Annotated in this window: 17 protein-coding genes and 1 pseudogene; 9 read left to right on the top strand and 9 right to left on the bottom strand. The window is 36.9% G+C overall.

The window, feature by feature from the left end:
* Positions 1-55 precede the first annotated feature (55 nt).
* Complete coding sequence (locus tag J2Z81_RS11200) at positions 56-199, top strand: YfhE family protein (protein WP_156947725.1); 144 nt, start codon at positions 56-58, stop codon at positions 197-199.
* 91 nt (positions 200-290) lie between these two features.
* On the opposite strand, the gene typA is transcribed toward J2Z81_RS11200, so the two are convergent.
* The 3 genes from typA to J2Z81_RS11185 all read right to left on the bottom strand — a co-directional run bounded on the left by typA (position 291) and on the right by J2Z81_RS11185 (position 4219).
* Positions 291-2114, bottom strand: a complete 1824-nt coding sequence (gene typA, locus J2Z81_RS11195; protein ID WP_226371369.1) for a translational GTPase TypA — start codon at positions 2112-2114, stop codon at positions 291-293.
* Between the two features lie 87 nt (positions 2115-2201).
* Positions 2202-3530 (bottom strand): sensor histidine kinase, encoded by a 1329-nt coding sequence (locus J2Z81_RS11190; RefSeq protein ID WP_029269578.1) that lies wholly within the window; start codon positions 3528-3530, stop codon positions 2202-2204.
* A gap of 2 nt (positions 3531-3532) precedes the next feature.
* A complete protein-coding gene (locus tag J2Z81_RS11185) occupies positions 3533-4219 on the bottom strand; it encodes a response regulator transcription factor (protein WP_226371368.1) in 687 nt (228 codons plus the stop codon).
* A gap of 165 nt (positions 4220-4384) precedes the next feature.
* On the opposite strand from J2Z81_RS11185, the gene J2Z81_RS11180 reads away from it, so the two are divergent.
* Complete coding sequence (locus J2Z81_RS11180; protein WP_226371367.1) at positions 4385-5653, top strand: S1C family serine protease; 1269 nt, start codon at positions 4385-4387, stop codon at positions 5651-5653.
* Positions 5654-5689: 36 nt separating this feature from the next.
* Here J2Z81_RS11180 and J2Z81_RS11175 read toward each other — a convergent pair whose 3' ends face one another.
* Positions 5690-6355 (bottom strand): TraR/DksA C4-type zinc finger protein, encoded by a 666-nt coding sequence (locus tag J2Z81_RS11175; RefSeq protein WP_226371366.1) that lies wholly within the window; start codon positions 6353-6355, stop codon positions 5690-5692.
* A 244-nt stretch (positions 6356-6599) separates the two neighbouring features.
* On the opposite strand from J2Z81_RS11175, the gene J2Z81_RS11170 reads away from it, so the two are divergent.
* A complete protein-coding gene (locus tag J2Z81_RS11170) occupies positions 6600-7478 on the top strand; it encodes an NAD(P)-dependent oxidoreductase (RefSeq protein WP_226371365.1) in 879 nt (292 codons plus the stop codon).
* A gap of 27 nt (positions 7479-7505) precedes the next feature.
* Here J2Z81_RS11170 and J2Z81_RS11165 read toward each other — a convergent pair whose 3' ends face one another.
* The 4 genes from J2Z81_RS11165 to hmpA form a co-directional block, all read right to left on the bottom strand.
* Positions 7506-7790 (bottom strand): hypothetical protein, encoded by a 285-nt coding sequence (locus tag J2Z81_RS11165; protein WP_029269585.1) that lies wholly within the window; start codon positions 7788-7790, stop codon positions 7506-7508.
* A 14-nt stretch (positions 7791-7804) separates the two neighbouring features.
* On the bottom strand, positions 7805-8500 hold the full coding sequence (locus tag J2Z81_RS11160) for a class I SAM-dependent methyltransferase (protein WP_226371364.1): 696 nt from the start codon (positions 8498-8500) through the stop codon (positions 7805-7807).
* Between the two features lie 87 nt (positions 8501-8587).
* The gene (gene cspD / locus J2Z81_RS11155) at positions 8588-8785 is read right to left on the bottom strand and encodes a cold-shock protein CspD (RefSeq protein WP_029269589.1); all 198 of its coding nucleotides are present in this window, start codon (positions 8783-8785) and stop codon (positions 8588-8590) included.
* A gap of 265 nt (positions 8786-9050) precedes the next feature.
* Complete coding sequence (gene hmpA, locus J2Z81_RS11150) at positions 9051-10271, bottom strand: NO-inducible flavohemoprotein (RefSeq protein ID WP_226371363.1); 1221 nt, start codon at positions 10269-10271, stop codon at positions 9051-9053.
* 191 nt (positions 10272-10462) lie between these two features.
* Here hmpA and J2Z81_RS11145 point away from each other — a divergent pair, with 191 nt between their 5' ends.
* The 5 genes and pseudogenes from J2Z81_RS11145 to J2Z81_RS11125 form a co-directional block, all read left to right on the top strand.
* Entirely contained in the window at positions 10463-11140 is a 678-nt protein-coding gene (locus J2Z81_RS11145; protein WP_029269593.1) for a FadR/GntR family transcriptional regulator, read from the top strand.
* A gap of 76 nt (positions 11141-11216) precedes the next feature.
* Complete coding sequence (locus J2Z81_RS11140; protein WP_038221204.1) at positions 11217-12464, top strand: CynX/NimT family MFS transporter; 1248 nt, start codon at positions 11217-11219, stop codon at positions 12462-12464.
* A gap of 304 nt (positions 12465-12768) precedes the next feature.
* Positions 12769-14199 carry a carbon starvation CstA family protein gene (locus J2Z81_RS11135; RefSeq protein WP_029269596.1) on the top strand — a complete coding sequence of 477 codons (1431 nt, stop codon included), beginning with the start codon at positions 12769-12771 and terminating at the stop codon, positions 14197-14199.
* Positions 14200-14308: 109 nt separating this feature from the next.
* Positions 14309-14734 (top strand): S8 family serine peptidase, encoded by a 426-nt coding sequence (locus tag J2Z81_RS11130; RefSeq protein WP_084179236.1) that lies wholly within the window; start codon positions 14309-14311, stop codon positions 14732-14734.
* A gap of 18 nt (positions 14735-14752) precedes the next feature.
* Positions 14753-14955, top strand: a pseudogene (locus J2Z81_RS11125) (endonuclease); the annotation flags it as partial.
* Between the two features lie 91 nt (positions 14956-15046).
* On the opposite strand, the gene J2Z81_RS11120 reads toward J2Z81_RS11125, so the two are convergent.
* Positions 15047-16432 (bottom strand): APC family permease, encoded by a 1386-nt coding sequence (locus J2Z81_RS11120; RefSeq protein WP_226371362.1) that lies wholly within the window; start codon positions 16430-16432, stop codon positions 15047-15049.
* A gap of 705 nt (positions 16433-17137) precedes the next feature.
* Between J2Z81_RS11120 and trhO the strand changes: the two genes are divergently transcribed.
* On the top strand, positions 17138-18115 hold the full coding sequence (trhO, locus tag J2Z81_RS11115) for an oxygen-dependent tRNA uridine(34) hydroxylase TrhO (protein WP_226371361.1): 978 nt from the start codon (positions 17138-17140) through the stop codon (positions 18113-18115).
* Positions 18116-18249: the final 134 nt, after the last annotated feature.

Genomic DNA, 18249 nt, shown 5'->3' with positions numbered 1-18249 from the left:
CAGGGTACATATTTATGTATCAAAAATTCCCTATTAAGAAAGGATATCAACCATAATGAAACAAACGCAATATCAACCAACAAAGAATCTGCAGTTAACAGATGCACAAGAGGTACACTACGGAAGAGCATTTAAACAAGCTGATATTGCTGGAGGATTTCGTAAACATGCAAAACGTAAACACCCTGTTTTAAAGTAATTTAGATTTTTATATAGTCACACTCTACATGCCAACTAGTATTTAAATAAGCCGGCGAGCACATAGCTTTGAGCTAGCCGGCTTATTTGCTTTATTTATTTCGTTTAGCTGCCTTTTCACGTTCACTTTTGTTTAAGATTTTTTTCCGTAAACGAATGGATTCAGGTGTTACTTCACAGTACTCATCTTCATTCAAATATTCCAGCGCCTCTTCCAAAGTCATTTCTCGCGTCTTTTTAATCGTTGCTGTTTGATCCTTTGTTGCTGAGCGAATATTTGTTAAATGTTTCTCACGAGTAATATTAACCGTTAAGTCATTTTCGCGATTGTGTTCTCCAACAATCATACCTGCATAGATCTCAGTCCCTGGTTCGACAAAGATTACCCCTCGATCTTCCAGCTGCATGATGCCATAAGTTGAGGCTTTTCCATTTTCTAAACCAACAAGAACTCCCTGAATTCTTCCACCTATATTTCCTTTGACTACAGGTTGATAGTCTTCAAATGTATGATTGATTATACCGTAGCCATGTGTTTGTGACATAAATTCTGTTGTGTAACCGATAAGCCCGCGTGAAGGTACTTTAAATTCGATACGGACTTGTCCATTTCCATGGTTTACCATATCGAGCATTTCACCTTTTCGTGCACCTAATGATTCCATAACGGGACCTGTATATTCTTCAGGAACATCGACTTGCACACGTTCAAATGGCTCACATTTCACACCATCAATCTCTTTGATAATAACTTGTGGTTTAGATAATTGTAATTCAAAGCCCTCTCTGCGCATATTTTCTATCAGAATGGATAAGTGCAATTCTCCCCTGCCCGAGACAATCCAGGCATCTGGTGATTCAGTTGGATCGACACGCAAACTTACGTCCGTCTCCAATTGTGTCATTAACCGCTCTTCTATTTTTCTAGATGTAATATACTTTCCTTCTTTTCCTGCAAACGGGCTATTATTTACAACAAAAGTCATTTGTAATGTTGGTTCATCTATCCGCAACATTGGCAAAGCTTCCGGATGGTCCTGCGGGCAAATCGTTTCTCCTACATTAATATCTTCCATTCCTGCAACTGCAACGATATCTCCAGCTTGAGCTTCTTTGATATCCACCCGTTTTAAACCTTTGAAGCCGAATAATTTACTAACCCGAAATGCCTTCTTTGTACCATCTTTCTTTAGAACTACGACTTGCTGTCCGACTCTTAAACTACCGCGAAATATGCGGCCAATACCTACCCGTCCTACATATTCATTATAATCAAGCAAAGTAACTTGAAATTGAAGCGGCTCTTCTTTCGTATCTGCTGGTGCCGGAATGTATTCCAAAATCGTTTTAAAAATTGGATCCATTGTTTCTTCCTGCTCATCCGGTTCTTCCCCAGAAGTACCATTTAGCGCTGATGCATAAATAACCGGAAATTCAATTTGCTCATCGTTTGCGCCTAATTCGATAAAGAGGTCAAGCACTTCATCAACAACTTCTTCCGGCCGAGCATTTGGCCGATCTATTTTATTTAACACAACAATTGGCGTTAAGTCTTGATCTAATGCCTTTTTTAATACAAAGCGTGTCTGCGGCATTGTACCTTCATATGCATCAACTACCAAAAGAACACCATCAACCATTTTCATAATTCGTTCTACTTCTCCACCAAAGTCAGCATGACCAGGCGTATCTAAAATATTTATAGATGTATCTTTATAGTTAATTGCTGTATTTTTTGCCAAAATCGTGATTCCACGTTCTTTTTCAATATCACCTGAGTCCATTGCACGGTCATCTACCTGCTCATGTTTATGGAATGTACCAGAATATTTTAATAGCTGGTCCACAAGTGTTGTTTTTCCATGATCAACATGGGCTATAATAGCAATATTGCGAATATCTTCTCTTAATTGCATAAACGTACGCTCCTCTTAAAAACCGACTGTTTTTCAACTGAACTATTATATCATAAAAAAAGATGAAATAAAAATCATAGTGTAACTTTACATAAAAAATGTAACTATAAATTTAGCTCCACCTAGGCTTGAATCACCTACTGTTATACTTCCGCCAGACTGTTCAACAATAGCACGTGCAATTGCCAGTCCTAAACCAGTTTCTCCACCTTTACCTTTTACAAATCGGTGAAATAGATGTGGCAGTACATCCTCAGAAATACCTTTACCATCATCTTCAATCATAATCACTTTTCTTTTATTTTCGGTTTTTACGGTAATATAAACTTGTGTATTTGCATGGCGGATCCCATTAATCGTTAGATTTAATAATGCTCTAAGCAGCTTTTCTTCGTCTCCAACAAATGTGATCGTATCATCCACATCGTGGTGCAGTGTTATTTCCCGTTCATTCACAAGTGGAAGCGTACGATCCATTACTTGATTAATGAGGTTCTTGGCACTTATTTCATTTTTTTGGTAAATGGTTTGTTCGCTATCTAATTTAGCCAGTAAGATCATTTCATTAATAATTTTTTTCAATCTATTCACTTCAGAAACCATAATCTCTAGGCCTCTTTCCCTGTCCTCCTTATCAAAAATGCCATCCCGAATCCCTTCAGCATAACCCTGTATTGTCATTAATGGTGTTTTTAGTTCATGACTGGCATTTTGAAAAAAGGTTTGCTGAGATCTCATATATCTTTGCAGTTCACTGGCCATCTCAAAAACACTTTGCTCTACTTCTTTTATTTCTCCTGAGGCTTTTATTCTTTCAATATCATCAAACTGTCGCTTTTCTATTTTTTTTAATTGTCTTTTCAACCGAGTAAGCGGCGTAACTAATTTATTCGTTAAAAAGTAGCTCAGGATGACAGCTGCCATGGCTCCAATTAAGAAAACAATCAGCAACCTTACGAAGAAATTTTGCTGTACAGCCTGTAAATCCTTAAGTGGTGTTAATAAGATTAGTTCTAGACCACTATTTGGCGGATAAAATAATATTTTTGATGATACATATTTGTTTTTTCCGTATTCCCATAACTCATCACTATTCTCTATATGATTATTTGAAAGAAAACCTTGAATCACTTCACTAGGCATAGTTGAAAATAGCACATGTTGATTATGATGATCATACATGAACATCTGCAAATCTTGTTCTCGTAAAAATGCACTTATTTCTTGAATACTTGGATCCGAACGATATTCCTTATTTAGGATATTTACGAGTAATTCTCCTTTTTGTTCTAATTGCCGGTGTTCGTCTTGTATTAATAACTCTAAGATTAAAGAATAAATTACAAAACCGGTTACTGTCATGATAACAATTAATAATGCAGTAAAAGCAGCATTAAGCTGAAATTGCAGTTTCATGCCTATGAACCTTCATTTCTCAAACGATATCCAAAACCCCATACTGTTTCTAGAGGGATATCCACCAGTTTTTTTCGAATCCGCTTTATCAAGTCATCTACTGCTCGGTCACTTCCAAAATAGTCATTTCCCCACACTCTAATTAAAAGTTCTTCTCGTGAAAAAGCTCGATTAGGATTTTCAGCAAACAATAGAAGCATATCAAACTCTTTTGTAGTTACATCTCTTTCCTCCCCCCTCCAAAATAGTCGGCGATCATCTTTATAAATTAATAAGTTCTCTGCTTTTACCTTTTGGGTTAGTGAATCGTCATGATCAGCCTTATAATGTGTCCGCTTGAATAAACGTTTCACGCGTGCTACTAATTCCCGCGGGCTGAATGGCTTTGTCAAATAGTCATCTCCACCTAATTCAAGACCAAGTATCTTGTCGATTTCCTCATCTTTAGCAGAAATAATAATAATTGGCACTTCACTTTCTCTGCGTATCTTTTTACAGAACTCATATCCATCCATCCCAGGGAGCATGATGTCTAATACCCACATATCAGGAGGGTTGCCTTCCCATAGATCCCAAGCTTGCTCTGCAGAACCAAGAACTGTTACCGTAAATCCATCTTTTTTCAAGTAGGCAGCTACAATATTTTGGATATTTGGATCATCTTCGACTATACCTATATGGTTACTCATTAGCGTCCTCCTATTCGTTATGGTTAGGTTACATCTATTTTTACATAAGTTATTCATCCTGAACATGAAAATGAATTTTTACACATTTTTTCCACAATTTTACCAATGCTATACTCAGATGAAATAGTAACATAAATAAAGATTAGAAATGAAGGGAGATAAAATATGGATCATAATGATAACAATCAAACGGAACAAAATTACTCTGATATAAACAACCAAAACCTTCAATCAGAAGGAAAAAGTCCATTATCACCCGTCTCGAAGAAACAAAAAGGAGCTTGGAAAAACACCTTATTTGGGGGAATTGTGGGTGGAATCATTTCTGCTGTTATCGTAGTTTTATTATTTTCAACCAATATTAGCTCTCCAATTAGTTCGAATAAGGATACAAATACACCTGAAACAAGTTCGCATTCGGATAAGGAAACTGCTGAAGTCACAAAAACATTAAGTTCGGAAGATGCAAATGTTTCCAGTAATCTTGAACAAGTTTCGGATGCAGTAGTAGGTGTGATTAATCTTCAACGACAAGATATATGGACACCGAATCAAGAAGCAGGGACTGGGTCTGGGATTATTTATAAGAAAGAAAACGGAAAAGCATACATTGTAACAAATCATCACGTCGTAGAAAATGCAAAAGAAGTAGAAGTTGCTTTGAATGATGACGAACGGATCAAGGCAAAGGTTTTAGGGTCCGATGAATTAACGGACTTAGCTGTTTTGCAAATTGACGGAGAAAAAATAGATACTGTAGCTAAGCTCGGTACATCCAAGGACTTAAAAGCTGGAGAAACAGTTGTTGCCATTGGAAATCCACTAGGCATGGAATTTGCAAACTCTCTTACAAAAGGAATTATAAGTGGATTAAACCGTTCCGTTCGTCTTGATACAAATGGAGATAGGCAGCCTGACTGGATAACGGAAGTAATTCAAACCGATGCTGCGATTAACCCTGGAAATAGTGGAGGAGCTTTAGTAAATGAAGATGGAGAGGTAATTGGAATTAACTCCATGAAAATAGCTAAGCAAACTGTTGAAGGAATAGGGTTTTCGATTCCTATCGATTCCGCCTTATCTATCATGGAACAACTGGAATCAAAAGGAAAGGTTGCTCGTCCTGTTATTGGAATTAGTACAGCTTCATTAAATCAAGTGCCACCGCAATATAGAAGTGAAATTCAATTACCCGAAGACATTGAAGGAGGTATGGTTGTAGCGGATGTTCAAACAGATTCACCAGCTGAAGAAGCAGGGTTAAAGCAATTCGATATCATTACAAAAATCAATGATCATGCAGTCACATCTATTTTAGAGCTAAGAAAATATATGTATTCTCAAACAGAAATAGGTGATACTGTTAAATTAGAGTTTTACCGTGATGGCGAACCTCAAACCGCAAATTTAAACTTAGCAAAACGTGAAGAGTAAGAGTAGATTGCCTCAGCAGATGATGAGGCAATCTTTTTATAAATCTTCTTCATATTTTTCATGATTTGGTGTCTTGCCATTATATTTCCCATCTATATCAGCAGATAGAAATTCCTCTACATCTTCAGCGGATCCAACGCGTTCATCACTATTTGGATACATTTCATCATAATTATCTCGATCGCCATAAAAATCTGAGGCAGTTTCGGAAGTACCATAACGACTCACTTCTTGCCAAGCATCCTCAGCGTCATAACCTACTTGTTCTTCTTCTGTTCCTTCATTTGGATTGATGTTCGGACTAAACACCTTTTCCTCGACTGGACGGGATCGCTCAAATCCAACCTGTTCCGCATGTTCGATACAAAATTCTGTAGTTGGTACCGCTTTTAAACGTTCAAAAGGAATATCTGCTCCACACTTACTACAAATACCATACGTTCCTTCATCAATGGCGTGAAGTGCTTCATTAATTTCCTCCAATTCTGTTTCTGCATGTTCATTTAAAGCTAGATCCTTTCCCCTCTCATACAATTCTGTCCCATGATCCGCAGGATGGTTATCATAATTGGAAAGCTCGCCAATGGATTCCTGTGAAAATTCATATGCCATTCCAAAGTGATCTTGCACTTGGCGGATGAGCTCTGCTTGACGTTTCATAAGCTGATCTTTACATTGTTTTTTTTGTTCTTGTGTTATCACAGCGAAAGCCTCCATTCTCATAAAAATGATTACTATTTATACTATGTGTAAAAGCTTCAAGATGATTCTGGGAATACATGGAATACGATCACAATTATGGAAATTTGATTTTTATATCTAATTTGAATTTTTATAATTTTCCTTGGTTCTTTAAAATAATTATTGTTATACTGATAAAGGAGAGAAACGTTCTTATTATTGTGTTTTACTAGCATTGAAAAATAAGGATGGAGGGATGAGGAAAATGTTATCAAAAGATAATACAATTGGCTTTATTGGTACAGGAGTTATGGGAAAAAGTATGGCGTCTAACTTACTAAACGCTGGATATCCTATTACAGTACATACACGAACAAAAGGGAAAGCAAAGGATTTATTGGATCAAGGCGCTGTATGGAAAGAAAGTGTCGCTGATATTAGTTATTCTGCAGATGTGATCATTACCATGGTCGGATATCCGACTGACGTGGAAGAAGTTTATTTCGGAGCTGCTGGCATTCTTGCTAATGCTAAAGCTGGTACCTATGTTGTTGACATGACCACTTCAAAGCCTGCTTTGGCTCAAGATATTTTTCAAAAAGCGAAGGAAAATAAACTTTATGCATTAGATGCGCCTGTCTCCGGTGGAGATGTTGGAGCTAAAAATGGCAAATTAGCCATCATGATCGGAGGTGAGCAAAAAGATTTTGATTATCTTGCTCCCTTATTTGAAATTCTTGGTGAAAATATTATTTTACAAGGTCCGGCTGGTGCAGGGCAGCATACTAAATTATGCAATCAAATTACCATTGCAACAAATATGATTGGTGTAACTGAAGCAATTATATACGCGAAGAAAGCTGGTTTAGATCCTGTTAGGGTACTGGACAGTATTACAACGGGAGCTGCAGGAAGCTGGTCCTTATCAAACTTAGCGCCACGCATGATTAAAGGAGATTTTGCTCCTGGATTTTTTGTAAAACACTTCATTAAAGATATGACAATCGCCCTTGAATCTGCACGTGAAATGGAACTATTCACCCCCGGACTTGCTCTATCTCTGGAGCTTTATCAGGAGCTTGCAGAGAATGGTGAAGCAGACAGTGGTACACAAGCTTTAATCAAGTTATTTGAACAAAAATAAACCTGAGGAAAACGCGGAATATAAAGTCTATTTTCCGCGTTTTTCGATTGCTTCCTGAACAATAAAAGCTAAATCATCATTTCCAAAAAGCTGAAGAACATTCAGCACAGTGGCATCCGGGATATACTCGGATTCCTGCTTGGCAACAGTCATTTCCAATGCTTCCCTTAATGCATGATTTTTCATTTGATCAGGATAAGCCTTCTTATACATTTCTTTTGGGTCAAAATCATTATTAATACACCACTGGGCATAAACTAAAATCATCATCTTTTCATCATTTTTGTAGCTTTCAATTACTTTATCCTCCATCTCCTTATGGTTATTCACGATGCATCACCCGCTTTTCTAAGCATAAACACCCACATAAAGGATAGTGCTTGCTTTAATTCTAATGGCAAATGTTGAATTTGTTTCATTTCGACACCTTTTTTGTAAACACCGAAGCCATCTACATATTCCAAATTATATTCTGCTACAAGTTGTTGGAATTCCCATGGCATCATTGTATTACAAACTGCTTTATGCCCATGAAGACGCGGAAAACTCTTGGCTCTTGGGCCAGCAGTAGGTCCTAAAACAGCGATACACATGAAACCTCCTTTTTTAACCACACGCTCCAGTTCTGATATCCCCTTAGCAGGTACTTCAATCCATTCAAGTGCATTGATTGCCATCAATCCATCACAACTATTATTTTCTAATGGTAACTCAATCAGATCACCCTGCAAAAAAGGTATTTTTTCTTGAGCATATTTTTCTTTTGCAAGAGCAATCATTTTACGAGAGATATCTATTCCAGTTACGTCAAAACCAGCATGATGTAATTGATAAGAGGCGTACCCATCCCCACAACCAATATCATACATTTTACTTCCTTTTTCAAAATGCTTTTCAATGAAAGCTATAATGTCCTTCCGGTTTCCGCTCTTCCACAAGCTGCTGCTTCTTTCACTCCAGGATATTGCTTGATTATCCCATTGTGTTTGGGATTCTTTTTGCCAATCAAAAGTGCTTTTCATGTAATCCCCCCAGATTCTGTATCTTTGAGTCATTATAACGTAAAAAAGGCTTATCTCGCATGAGATAAGCCTTTTTTTCATTTTATATTATTGAGCAACAACGTTAGCTGCTTGTGGTCCACGGTTACCTTCAACGATTTCAAATTCAACTTCTTGACCTTCTTCAAGTGTTTTGAAACCTTCTGCTTGGATAGCTGAGAAGTGTACGAATACATCGTCTCCGTCTTCACGCTCGATGAAACCGAATCCTTTTTCTGCGTTAAACCATTTTACTTTACCAGTCATTAAAATGACCTCCTTATACAAATATCGTGCAAAGTATAATTGAATCAAATACCTTTACACCACTTTGATAAAGAGATCGTAAAGTATTAGTGAAACTTCAATTTCCTTTTGCTATTTATTACTTTACTTGTTTTGAGCGAAGAATGCAAGTATTTCTATACAAATTTAGCAAAAAATTATATTTACCTTTTAAAACAATAGAAATATGCTGGTACACCTTTCACAAAACCTTTTTGATTTTCACTGTTAACGAAGTGTTTAAAATTTAAGCCTCCTCTATCGTACTCATCGGACTAAATAATTCATAATTACGATTTTCTTTTGGGACATCCCATTCCTGAAGCGCACTGTCTATTGCTTTCAAAAAGGGAAGAGGCCCACAATAATAAAAATCTTTTTGGTTATCTGATAACACCTCTTTTAGCCAGTCTAAATCAACAAAGCCTTCTTTGTCATAAAATTTTTCGGCTCGATCACGATCTGTAGGATGCGAGTAACATACATATGATGTTACATTCGGAAGTTCCTCCGCCAACTTCTTCACATGTTCCTTCATCGCATGAACCTTACTATTTTGAGCTGCGTGAATAAATGTGATTTCACGTTCTGCATGTGTCTTTATCAATGTATTGAGCATGCTCATCATTGGAGTTATACCCACTCCTCCACTTAGCAGAACAATCGGCTGCTTGTCTGATGAATAGGTGAAATCACCAGCTGGAGCTGTAATGGGTAAAGTATCCCCTTCTGAAACATCATTATGGAGATAGTTTGATACGATTCCAGCTGGTACACCTTCCTTTGCATCTTCACGTTTCACACTGATACGATAATACTCCTTATTAGGAGCATCTGACAAGCTGTAATGTCGGATATGCGAATATTTTTCACCGTCAATATCTGCTTGTATGGTTAGATATTGCCCCGCTTTGTAAGCAGGAAGAGTTTTACCATCTTTAGGCTTTAAATAAAAAGAGGTAATGACTTCACTCTCTTTTACTTTTTTATCCACATAGAAAGAACGGTTCCCGATCCAACCACCTGGTTGTTGTTCCGTTTGTTGATAAAGTTTACTTTCAATTTTAATAAAAATATCTGCAATAGCTTGATAAGCCTTTTCCCACGCTTCAATAATATTATTGGTTGCCGCATTACCTAATACATCTTTCACAGCATCAATCAAAGCTTCCCCCACAATTGGATATTGGCTAGGCTGAACGCCTAAGGCACGGTGTTTTTCCGTAACCCTCTTCACCATTGACTGAACCGCCTTTAAATTATCAATATTAGCTCCCGCTAAATAAACGCCATATGCTAATGCACCTTGCTGAATGCCGCGCTTTTGGTTTGTTTGGTTAAACATGTTATATAACTCAGGTACACGAGAGAATAACAACTCATAAAATCTTTCTCCAATTTCTTGACTGTGCTCTTTTAATATAGGAGCAGTTTCCTTAACGACTTCTATTGTTTTTGCATCAAGCATTTCCTTTCTCCTTCCTTAAACATATTGATGACATTGTTATTTTATCCATTCAACATCTCTTTACCCTATTTTTAAAAATCATAAATCATTTCTACAGTGAGGCAATCATGCTACTTGATTTACATTCGATTCCAATCATGTTAATATATCCTATAAACCAATCATCCTACAACTTTTAAGGGGCGTAGAAAATGTTAAAAAAAGCAAATCGCATGTCCTTAGTAGAACAAGTTATTTCCCAAATAGAGAATCTTATTGAAAGCGGTCATTGGACCGTTGGAAGTAAACTTCCACCGGAAATGGAATTGATGGAGAAATTTGAAGTTAGCCGAAATACATTAAGGGAAGCAATACATGCTTTAGTTCATGCAGGATTATTAGAAACAAAGCAAGGAAGCGGCACGATTGTGCGCTCTTCAAGTGCTTTAGAGGCTACTATGCATCGTCATATCGCAAAATCCAATTTGGTAGAAACTTTAGAAGTCCGACTAGCGTTGGAAAGGGAAGCAGCTCAGCTTGCTGCAAAACGCAGAGGTGAAGAAGATATAGATATACTAAAAACATGCATTAAACAATGCCGAAATGCGGCTGACAAAGGTGAACTAGAGGAATTCATTTCAGCAGATATTAAATTCCACAAATCATTAGTAAAAGCTGCAAATAATCAACTGCTCCAGGATTTATATGAACACATGACAGATCCTTTATACTTCTCCATACAGGATGTAATGGTCATGGATTCTGAATTTGACTATGAAAAAGAGATACATAGCGAACTGTTAGAAGCAATTTGTCAAAAAAATGTAGAAGACGCAACAAAGTATGTCAACGAATATATTAATGAATTTAAAAAAAGATTAAGTAGGTAGTTAGCCATATTCAAGACTGAACCACTATTTTATTATAATCTTTTGAAATAGAAATCATAGATACGGAGGCATCATTTTGGAAAAAAATATTTCAACTTTAGAAAAAAATCGCGGGCATGGCCCAACTTGGATCTTATTAATCGGAATTATTTTAATTGGTGCGAACCTAAGAGCACCTTTAACATCCGTTGGCTCCTTAATTTCATTCATACGTGACGATTTAGAAATTAGTAATGCATTAGCTGGCAGCATTACTACGCTACCTTTACTTGCGTTTGCATTCCTTTCCCCATTTGCTCCGAAAATAGCAAATCGGTTTGGGATGGAACGTACAATATTTATTTCTTTATTACTATTAGCCATAGGAATCATTGTACGATCATTTTTCGGTTCTGTATCGTTGTTTGCCGGAACCATTCTCATTGGCTTAGCCATTGCATTTGGAAACGTGTTATTACCTGGATTCATAAAAATGAACTTCCCTTTTAAAGTTGGAGTAATGACAGGAATATATGCAGTTTTCATGAATCTGTTTGGTGCTTTAGCATCCGGCTTAAGTGTTCCTATTTCCACTATCGGAAACATGGGATGGCAAGGGGCGCTTGCATTTTGGGGTATCCCTGCTATGATTGCCTTGCTTGTTTGGATGCCGCAATTGTTTAGAGAACAGAAATCACCAAAGGCAAAAGAGGATAGCCCATCCCAAAAAGGAAAAAGCATATGGCGTTCTCCATTAGCATGGAATATTACATTGTTTATGGGACTACAATCATTGATATTTTATACCTTAATTACATGGATGCCTGAGATTCTGCAATCCCATGGATATAGTTCAAGTACGGCTGGCTGGATGCTATTTCTTATGCAATTTGCTCTTATTCCATTGACGTTTATTATTCCTGTTGTTGCAGAGAAAATGAAAAACCAGAAATTGTTAGCCGGAATAACTGCAATTTTATTTATCGCTGGTATTGGCGGATTATTATCAAGTGTTCAATCACTAATGATCCCATCAGCTATCCTCATAGGAATGGGTGCAGGAAGTGCGTTTAGTTTATCTATGATGTTTTTTACACTTCGCACAACCAATGGTCAGCAAGCTTCTGAAATGTCGGGGATGGCACAATCATTCGGTTATCTTTTAGCCGCTGCAGGTCCAGTTCTATTTGGAGCTTTGCATGATATCACGAGTGGCTGGCAAGTCCCTCTTCTAATGCTAATCGGCATCTCCGTAGTAATATTAATTGTCGGTATCGAATCAGGAAAGAAAAGGGTTATCGAAGATACGCAAATACAAGAGAATTCTTCCTTACACCTTGGATAATTAATATATAAGAAGAAGTCCCATTTATGAGTAAGGATTTCTTCTATTTTTTTGTCCTTTAAGATAATAATAAAAGAACCAAAAACCCCTCCATCCCCCAGGCATAATCCCTATGAGAAAATAAAACTTTTTTCCTAATAAGTTCCATTAACGCTATTTAATTAATAATTTTGATTTATTCTGACATTACATTGTCATATTATATCAAATTTGTTATAATGTAAACGATTTCATATTTTTTAGATATAGTTACCCTTCAGATGCGAAATGGTAACGTTTAAATAAAGTACAGGGGGGAAGATGAGTGATAACCTTTATTGTTTCAATCATACTACTGATTACTGGCTATTTTACGTATGGAAAATATATAGAAAGACAATTTGATCCAGACAGTTCACGCAAAACTCCTGCCTATGCGAATAATGATGGAGTAGATTATGTTCCAATGAACAGGCATAGAAATGCTTTGATACAATTACTAAATATAGCTGGAACTGGTCCTATATTTGGACCGATTATGGGCGCGTTATTCGGTCCTGTAGCATTTTTGTGGATCGTTCTGGGGTCTATTTTTGCCGGTGCAGTACATGACTATTTAACTGGCATGATATCCATTCGGAATAAAGGAGCACATATTCCGGCGTTGGCAGGTAAATTTCTAGGCAATTTTTCAAAACATATTGTCAACATATTTTCTCTTTTGCTTCTTCTTTTAGTAGGTACTGTATTTGTCACGACTCCAGCATCTTTATTAGAAATTTTATTGGATGGCAAACTTACTTTAGGAGTAATCATTACGATAATATTTGTTTATTACCTTATGTCCACCATTCTTCCAATCGATAAAATCATTGGTAGATTTTATCCTTATTTCGGAGCGATTCTTTTACTTGGAACGTTGGGTGTGGGTGTTGCCTTAATATTCTCGGATTACAAAATCCCGGAATTGCATTTTACAAATATGCATCCAGATAACGTACCTATTTTCCCAATCTTGTTCTTTACAATAACATGTGGAGCCCTATCTGGATTTCATGCAACGCAATCACCAATCATATCCAGGACAGTGGAAAAAGAGTCACAAGGACGCTATGTATTTTACGGAATGATGATTGCAGAAGGAATTATAGCAATGATATGGGCTGCTGCAGCAATGAGTCTTCTTGATGGACAAACATTAAATGAATTGATTAACACAGGTACCCCTTCTGCCGTTGTAAATGAGGTATCAATGACCCTTCTGGGTGCAGTTGGCGGAACAGTTGCGGTGCTTGGAGCTATCGTACTCCCGATCACGTCGGGTGACACAGCATTCCGTGCTGCCCGATCCATTATTGCTGATTATGTAAATATTGGTCAAAAAAAATTAGGCAAACGTTTGTTGATTGCTATTCCTTTGTTTGGTTTATCTGCTTTGCTTACTCAAATTGACTTTAATATTCTGTGGAGATATTTTTCTTGGGCCAACCAGACAACAGCTGCTATTGCATTATGGATAGCAACGATGTACCTGATCATTAAAGGGAAAAATTACCTTGTTGCATTTGTACCTGCTTTCTTTATTACCTATATGGTATTTGTCTATATTCTGAGTGAGAAAATAGGATTTAATTTAAACTTAAATGTATCGTTTATTATAGGGTTCATTTTAACTGTTATCCTGACTGTATTGTTCTTCAAGAAAGCCAGAATGAATAAAGAAGAAAATATCAAAACAGATATAGATGCTGCATAATATGGTGAGGGTGAGCGCACCTAGCGTCCACCCTCTAATTATGTTTACTGATTCTTTTCATTTCTAAATCTATCTTCTAACCGAACCTTAAAGTCGCTATACCTCTTTGATGTTCTTCTATTTCCTCTCTCTTCAAAATAATGAAAAAGGAAATAATTACTTCAATACCGTTCTAGTCCCCCCTCTACTAGTAAAATTAAAACCTGTTCCTCACCATGGGAATGTGCTAAACCAAATGGGTTCTGGTTCTTTGTCTGATATTACTGCTGGTGTGGATTGGTGCATTGAAAACAAATGTAAATACGACATTCATATTTTATCCTTATCATTAGGAAGCGCAGCATCAGAGGATGAGGGTCCGATGGTGCAAGCAGTTAATCAAGCGTGGGCAGAAGGAATTATTGTATGTGCAGCTGCTGGTAATGATGGACCAAATGAAGAAAATATATCTTCGCCAGGCATTTGCCAGAAAATCATTACCGTAGGACAGCACATTATCATTTCTCTTTTCAAACAAAAAGGCTGTTCACGGTAAAAATAACTATTATCACAATATTTTTTGATAAGATATCCAGATGAAATTGAAAAATCATACAGAGAAGAAATCGATACAGAATTGTTATTAGCATGGCACCAACAGTTCCCACCAGATTTATATGAGAAGCACCGTAATCAAGCTATTCAAGAATTCAAGGCAATCGCAACCCATTTATTGATTTTCCAGAGAAGATAGCCCAACATTTTAAAAAACGTTAACAGTATTTCTATATTTTTGTTGTTCTGTCTTGAAAAATACTCTAAGCATAAACAGAGAGCCATTATATCAACGACTCTCTTGTCTATAACTTTAGCTAGTTTGTATCTTTCTATCAGTGCTTTTAACTGTAGTTTTTTTGGATTGCGTGATATATAAAGCAAATCCAATAAGACACCAAACTCCTAATATCAACCACTCACTAGGCCAACTCAAAGAAGAAGGCATCCCTGGTAAATAAAAGCTAATAAAAGCTATACTTAATATGATTGCGAGCACCCCTGTTACTCTCCAGTATTTCACTTTATATGGACGTACTAACTCTGGTTCCATTTTTCTTAGTTGCATAAAAGAAAGAGAGACAATTAAATAACCGACCACAATCCCTACTCCGCCAGCGTTGACAATCCATACAAGTGCCGGTCTACCTAAAAAAGGAGCAATAAAAGCGAGTAACCCTAAAAATACGATAGCATTCGACGGTGTTTTATATTTTGGATGGATATGACTAAACCATTTTGGAATCATCCCACGAATAGCCATAGCATACAAAATTCGACTTCCACCAATAATAAATGCATTCCAACTTGTAATAATCCCTGCTACTCCGCCGATCACTAAGATCGTACCAAACCACTCGCTTCCAAATAGATTCACCATTGCATCAGCAGTTGCCAGCTCTGTAATAGCAAGTTGTGACTCTGTTAATCCAACTGTAACTCCAAAAACGATTAATAAGTAAAAAATAACTGAAGTAATAATAGAAGCAATCAAAATTTTTCCTATGATTTTTTGTGGTGCTTTTATTTCTGAAGCAACCTGAGGAATAACATCAAAACCAACAAACAAAAATGGGATCATAATTAAAACAGACATTGTGCCACCCACTCCGCCTTTAAAAAGGGGTTGGATATTTGATGTACTTCCATTTTTAACTGCCCCAAACACTAAAAGAAGTCCCACAAGCACAATAGCGACAGTGAAAATGGACTGAAAAATAGTGGCCGGCTTAATTCCGAAATAATTCAACGCAGTTAATAAAATTGCACCAACCGATCCAATTAGCACCCATGTTAGATAAACATCCCATCCTCCTAATGTCCATAAATACATTTGATGTTTAACTGGAACAACATAATCTATAACTGTTGGCAAAGCAACCGCCTCAAAAGTGATTACAGAAACATATCCGAATAAAACAGCCCAGGCAGCAACAAAGGAACTTTTCTTTCCAAACGCTCTTAAAACAAAAACCAAACCGCCGCCTGTTTCCGGTATAGCTGAAGCCAGTTCAGCATATGTTAAACCAATAAAAACAACCAGCAAACCGCCAATAATAAAGGCTATCACACTGCCCAAGAAGCCAGCTGTTACTACCCATTCACCTGATAGAACAACCCATCCCCAACCAAGCATAGCCCCCATGGCTAAAAATAAAACGTCTGTCATCGACATTGATTTCGAGAAATTCTTATTCATATAAATACTTCACTCCTTGTGACTTATCTACGTGATTTCTATTTTTCTGATTCAGCAACATCTACCTTTGAGTTCTGTAGATAACACCATTTAACGTCTGCTTACAGTAATATTTGACAATACACATCATTACCTTCTTTGTCCAACACCAGTTTGATATCATCGTATAAAATCGCAGAAATCGCTTACAATCTGTGAGTTTTTTCGACAGAATGACAATAGCCAACTTTCTTCTAGTTTAGTTCCCTATTATACTTCAGCGTCATGCCCCTTATTCGAATATAGTAATAAGTATGACAATTATCTGATATAATAAAAAGTACCAGTTATGAACTTTTTTAGGTACCAGATTAGGAACTTGGATCTTATTCCGGTGAACAAATGTGAAATATAATTAGAAGTCTAATAAACAATAGATTCTTTGGTAAAATAATAATTTACTTAGAACAAAAATGATTAGAAGATATTTTAAAGATAATTGTTTTATTCAAATTGAGTTATTCATGAAATGAAATCACCGACTAAAACATATTTTCTCTAAAGCGTTAATTATTTTAGTAAGTTTCATTAAAGGTAGTCGGAAAATTATTTTACTTTTAAATTAGGCAAAACACTGTTATAATAACTTTTGTGCAAGAATATAAATTAATAAAAAACCCCAAACATTTGTATCTTGCAAATATAAATGATAGGTGGTATTCACAAATGGAAGGCAATAAAAATTATCAGGTTTTATTGTATTATAACTATGTCCGAATTGAAGATCCTGAGGCATTTGCCAAAGAACATCTTCAATTTTGTAATGACTTAGAACTAAAGGGCCGCATTTTAGTTGCCCACGAAGGAATCAACGGGACGGTTTCTGGAACAGTTGAACAAACCAACAAATATATGGAAACGATGCATAATGATCCACAATTTGCTAATATGGCTTTTAAGGTTGATCCGCATGACGGGCACGCTTTTAAGAAAATGCATGTACGCCCTCGTAAAGAATTAGTCACACTTCGCTTAGAAGATGATATAAATCCGAAGAGAACAACAGGAAATTATTTAGAGCCAAAGGAATTTCTACAAGCGATGCAGGAAGAAGATACTGTCATTCTTGATGCTAGAAATGATTATGAATATGACCTTGGGCACTTTCGCGGTGCGATCCGGCCTGACATTGAAACATTCCGTGAATTACCGGGATGGGTACAAGAAAATAGTCATCTTCTTGAAGGCAAACGTATCCTAGCATATTGTACAGGTGGTATTCGTTGTGAGAAATTTTCCGGCTGGTTATTAAGAGAAGGCTTCGAGGATGTTTCGCAACTTCACGGTGGTATTATAACATACGGAAAGGATCCTGAGGTTCAAGGTGAACTATGGGATGGCAGATGTTATGTTTTTGATGAGCGCATTTCCGTACCAATAAACAGAAAAGAACATGTTACTGTCGGGGTTGATTATTTTGACGGCAAACCATGTGAACGTTACGTGAACTGTGCAGATCCAGATTGCAACAAACAAATTCTCTGTTCGGAAGAAAACGAACATAAATATATGCGCGGTTGTACGCATGAATGCCGCACAAGCCCACGCAGCCTGTATATAAAAGAACATGACTTAGCTGAAGAAGAAATTCAACGCAGACTGGACATTATTGAAAGAGAAGAACAAATGAAACAAAAAGCGTAATAAAAAGACGGCCGTCATTGGCCGTCTTTTCATTTAAGTATTTTCTCCGGCTCCGGTTGATTTTCTCCGGCTCCGGTTGATTTTCTCCGGCTCCGGTTGATTTTCTCCGGCTCCGGTTGATTTTCTCCGGCTCC

This window comes from Virgibacillus alimentarius, from assembly GCF_017874635.1.
Classification (GTDB): Bacteria; Bacillota; Bacilli; order Bacillales; family Amphibacillaceae; genus Virgibacillus_B; species Virgibacillus_B alimentarius.
The sequence above is the reverse complement of the archived record's forward strand: the minus strand, read 5'-3'. Positions and strand labels throughout refer to the sequence as shown.

What these genes read in the sequence shown, in the direction of transcription:
- J2Z81_RS11190 (WP_029269578.1), bottom strand. Translation starts at nt 3,530, where the DNA reads ATGAAACTGCAATTTCAGCTTAATGCTGCTTTTACTGCATTATTAATT.
- cspD (WP_029269589.1), bottom strand. Translation starts at nt 8,785, where the DNA reads ATGACTGGTAAAGTAAAATGGTTTAACGCAGAAAAAGGATTCGGTTTC.
- J2Z81_RS11180 (WP_226371367.1), top strand. Translation starts at nt 4,385, where the DNA reads ATGGATCATAATGATAACAATCAAACGGAACAAAATTACTCTGATATA.
- J2Z81_RS11170 (WP_226371365.1), top strand. Translation starts at nt 6,600, where the DNA reads ATGTTATCAAAAGATAATACAATTGGCTTTATTGGTACAGGAGTTATG.
- J2Z81_RS11130 (WP_084179236.1), top strand. Translation starts at nt 14,309, where the DNA reads ATGTTCTTCTATTTCCTCTCTCTTCAAAATAATGAAAAAGGAAATAAT.
- J2Z81_RS11185 (WP_226371368.1), bottom strand. Translation starts at nt 4,219, where the DNA reads ATGAGTAACCATATAGGTATAGTCGAAGATGATCCAAATATCCAAAAT.
- J2Z81_RS11145 (WP_029269593.1), top strand. Translation starts at nt 10,463, where the DNA reads ATGTTAAAAAAAGCAAATCGCATGTCCTTAGTAGAACAAGTTATTTCC.
- hmpA (WP_226371363.1), bottom strand. Translation starts at nt 10,271, where the DNA reads ATGCTTGATGCAAAAACAATAGAAGTCGTTAAGGAAACTGCTCCTATA.
- J2Z81_RS11165 (WP_029269585.1), bottom strand. Translation starts at nt 7,790, where the DNA reads ATGGAGGATAAAGTAATTGAAAGCTACAAAAATGATGAAAAGATGATG.
- trhO (WP_226371361.1), top strand. Translation starts at nt 17,138, where the DNA reads ATGGAAGGCAATAAAAATTATCAGGTTTTATTGTATTATAACTATGTC.
- J2Z81_RS11120 (WP_226371362.1), bottom strand. Translation starts at nt 16,432, where the DNA reads ATGAATAAGAATTTCTCGAAATCAATGTCGATGACAGACGTTTTATTT.
- J2Z81_RS11160 (WP_226371364.1), bottom strand. Translation starts at nt 8,500, where the DNA reads ATGAAAAGCACTTTTGATTGGCAAAAAGAATCCCAAACACAATGGGAT.
- J2Z81_RS11200 (WP_156947725.1), top strand. Translation starts at nt 56, where the DNA reads ATGAAACAAACGCAATATCAACCAACAAAGAATCTGCAGTTAACAGAT.
- typA (WP_226371369.1), bottom strand. Translation starts at nt 2,114, where the DNA reads ATGCAATTAAGAGAAGATATTCGCAATATTGCTATTATAGCCCATGTT.